The organism is Faecalicatena contorta (genome assembly GCF_021531995.1).
Classification (GTDB): Bacteria; Bacillota; Clostridia; order Lachnospirales; family Lachnospiraceae; genus Dorea_A; species Dorea_A contorta_A.
The window spans coordinates 1-4,087 of the sequence record NZ_JAFBIZ010000164.1 but is presented as its reverse complement, the minus strand read 5'-3'; the positions used below and the strand labels follow the sequence as shown (position 1 = coordinate 4,087).

The window sequence follows — 4,087 nt, the reverse complement described above, 5'->3', positions numbered from 1 at the left end:
GTTATATCTTTTCCAACAGTTAATTTTGTTATTTTAGAAATATATTCATACCATGGAGTATTCTTATATGAATCGTAATTTTCAACAGTTCCATTTCCAGAAAGAGTGAGATTACCATCTGTTGTAAGCGTCCATGTTACTGTTTCTCCACATGAACCACTTGCCAAAGTTTCTATTGTTCTTTCAGTATAATTTAGACTTAATCTTTCAGCATAATTTTTTGCATAACTCTGGTAACCAACACTTAATAATACATTCGAAGAATTTCTAAATGTACTATCTGCAATAAATGAAACACTATTTGGAATATAAATCTTTGTAAGGTTAGAACAATTTGCAAAAGCCAGTCCATAGATTGTTGTCAGTGCTTCCGGTAGAGTCACCTCACTTAATGAAGAACCATAGAATGCAGTTCCTCCAATTTTCGTAAGTTTACTTCCTTCTTCAAATTCTACTTCAGAAAGTAATGGTTCATCTGCAAATGCATAATTTGAAATACTTGTAATATCTTTACCGATCACAACTTTCAAAATTGACTTACGATATGTATACCATGGAACAACATTTGATGATGTATAGGACTCCATAGCTCCATTTCCAGAAATCGTTAATATACCCTCACTTGAATAACTCCATGTCAATTCATTACCACATGAACCACTTCCAAGAACTTCGGCACCTCTCTCCGTATAAGGAATACTGTTCGTTTCAGCAAATTGTTTACCATAACTATTCATTCCAACACTGAGAACTATTTTCGGGTCATTTTTAAAAGCACTGACTCCAATAAATGAAGTTCCATCTGGTATATAAACATTTTCAAGATTTGAGCAATTGCCAAATGCAAGACCATAAATTGTTGTTACTTTTTCAGGTAAAACTACTTCTTTCAGTGAAGAACTGTAGAACGCAGTTCCTCCAATTTTTGTAAGTTGACTTCCTTCTTCAAATTCCACTTCAGAAAGTAATGGTTCATCTGCAAATGCATAGCTTGAAATACTTGTAATATCTTTACCAATCAAAACTTTCAAAATAGATTTACGATATGTATACCATGGAACTTTATTTGTTGCTTCATATGATTCCATTAAACCACTACCGGAAATCGTTAATATACCATCACTGGAATAGCTCCATGTTGCTTCACTTCCACAAGTACCACTTCCAAGAACTTCAGCACCTCTCTCTGTATATGGAATGTTGTTTGTTTCTGCAAATTGTTTACCATAACTATTCATTCCTACACTGAGAACAATTTTTGAATCATTTTTAAAAGCACTGGCTCCAATAAATGAGGTTCCATCTGGTATGTAAACATTTTCAAGGTTCGAACAATTAGCAAATGCCAAACCATAAATTGTTGTTACAGTATCCGGTAAAGTCACCTCCTTTAATGAAGAACCATAAAATGCAGTTCCTCCAATTTTAGAAAGTATACTTCCTTCCTCAAATTCTACCTCAGACAATCCAGGTTCATCTGCAAATGCATAATTTGAAATATTAGTAATATCTTTACCAATCACAACTTTTTCAATGGATTTACGATATGTATACCATGGGACTTCATTTGTCGATGCATATGATTTCATTGCACCACTACCTGAAAGTACTAATAAGCCACCACTTGAATAGCTCCATGTCACATCATCACCACATGTGCCGCTGTCGATAGCCTCTTTATCTCTCTCAATATATTGGATTCCATTCGTCACAGCAAAATTTTTTGCATAGCTGTCTTTTCCAACATTTAGAACTACATTTGTACAATTCTTAAATGCTGATGGGGCTATATATGAAACGCCATATGGCAAATATACTGATACCAGATTTGTACATCCATAAAACGCGTTTCCATAAATTGTAGTTACATTTTCTGGCAGAATAATTCCTGTCAAAGAAGTACATCCATGGAAAACTTCTCCGTTTATAGTTGTCAATTTACTACCTTCTTCGAAGGTTACCGTTGTAAGGTTCGTACACCTGATAAAATCATTCTCTGTAAGCTTTGTTATTCCAGCCGAAATGATTACAGACTTAACACTTGTTCTATACTGATACCATGGTACAACACCGTATGATACATACTTTTCAATCGCTCCTGTACCCGAGATAACGAATTCTCCATTTTCATACAAAACAAATTCTGCGCTCGTTCCACAAATACCAGCAATAATTACATCTGCAGTACTGCAGCTTGTATATTGACCATCTGTAAATAAACAAGTTTCACCACCAATCGTATACTCTCCATCATAAGCTAGTCCATTATCATCAAAGTAGTAATGTGTTCCGCTTAAATATTGGTGTCCAGTCATGTACTGGCCAGATACAAAATACATTCTTTTTCCTGTTGCTTTATCTGTAGCAAATCCTGAATATTTACTGTCTTCTGCATTTATCTCATAGCCACATACAGAACATTTTAATGTATTTGTTTCAGAGTCATAAACGTATGTGTGATTCTCGTCTTCACAATGATACTTGTTAAGCGTATAGGTATCAAAAATACTCTGTGTTCCATTTGATACATTATATGTTGTAACGGTAATGGAATCATTATTTGCACTGACACTTAAATATATTGCATCATAATCCTGTGTTGCAATAGAAAAATTAAAGTTTTCATTTGCAGTAACCGCATATGATTTCTCTCCGGTTGAACCACAGATATAATATACAGCACCATTTTTTTCATCGACCATACCATTTGTCATAGGCTTCGTACGAGCATAAGAATGATCATGGCCAGAAAAGACAATATCAATTCCTGCTTCATCTACGGCTTCAGGAATATAGTCATTAATAATCTGGCTTCCTCCTTCTACATTCGTATAATATGCAGGCTGGTGCATAGCCAATATTTTCCATGAAGCATCACTCTTTGAAGCATCTTCCTTTAACCAAGCAGCAAAATTTTTGAGTGTTGAAGCATCTGTCGTATAGCTGAGAGTTGCAACATATACATTGCCATATTCTATTGAATAATAATCTCCGGGTGTGTCAAAAATAGTATTTGCTGCACTCGCTCCATTATCTCCAAATTGTTCATGATTACCAATTACATGCATAATATCTGTCGTACTAAAAGCACCTGTACCAAAGACATTTAAGAAATTCTCCCAATCGGAATACAATGCCGGAGATTCAATTGCATCACCTGTCTGAATACCAAAATCATATGAAGAATTTGCAATTTGTTCATTGATAGTTTCTATGCTTCCAGTTTCTCCTACAGCTGTCTGCGTATCACCTAAAACAAAGAAATTAGTGTCTGATTTACTACCTGCTGATGTACTGAAGTGTTTAACGTCAGACCATTTCTCTCCGTCACCTACCTGATAGTAATAATCTGTGGAAGATTTTAAACTGGTTATTGTTACATGATTAATTAATACAGCATGATTATCATTAATATCTCCACTGCCTGAGAAACTTTTCAGCACACATTCTCCTTCTTTTGTTGTATCAAGATTATCTTCAGATGTTCCATACTTTATAATTGCTTTTTTAGATGCACAACTTGGACTTGCCATCCAAGAAATACTCTGCATTGAAGATCCATTTGTTACAGCATTTTCAATAATGTAATAAGGAGTTCCGTCAGAAGTGTTTGCTGCGGAATAACTCTGAGCTTTAACCGGGAATGAATATCCTTCATCTCCTTTTGCATAAACTGTAAAACTTTGAACTTTATCAACAAATTTGTCAGTTGTCAAAATACCATCATCATTTGTCTTACCTAATGATTCTTCAGTATCATCAATTACAAACACTTCAACATTTGAAGCCTTATTTCCATTTACATCTGTTACTGTTATGATTCCATTCTCTGCGCCAACAAGCATAGTTCCAATGTTTATATCATATGCGGCAATAATAGGAATACGTGTAGAGGCAGTTGCAAATGTATTAATAACAGATGCATCTTTATCAGAAACATAAGTAACTTTGCCACTTACTACATTGTAGGTTAGTGCGGAACCATTAGATAAACCAGAAGGAATGTCTACATCAATAACTGCTATTCTATTTTCTCCTTCTGTAGATGCATTTTCATTTCTTATAGCATGAATTGTAAGTATTCCAG

Annotated in this window: 1 protein-coding gene; it reads right to left on the bottom strand. The window is 34.6% G+C overall.

From position 1 onward, the window contains the following. On the bottom strand, window positions 1-4,087 hold a 4,087-nt coding region (locus tag JQM82_RS14520), incomplete at both ends, for a leucine-rich repeat protein (protein ID WP_235251116.1).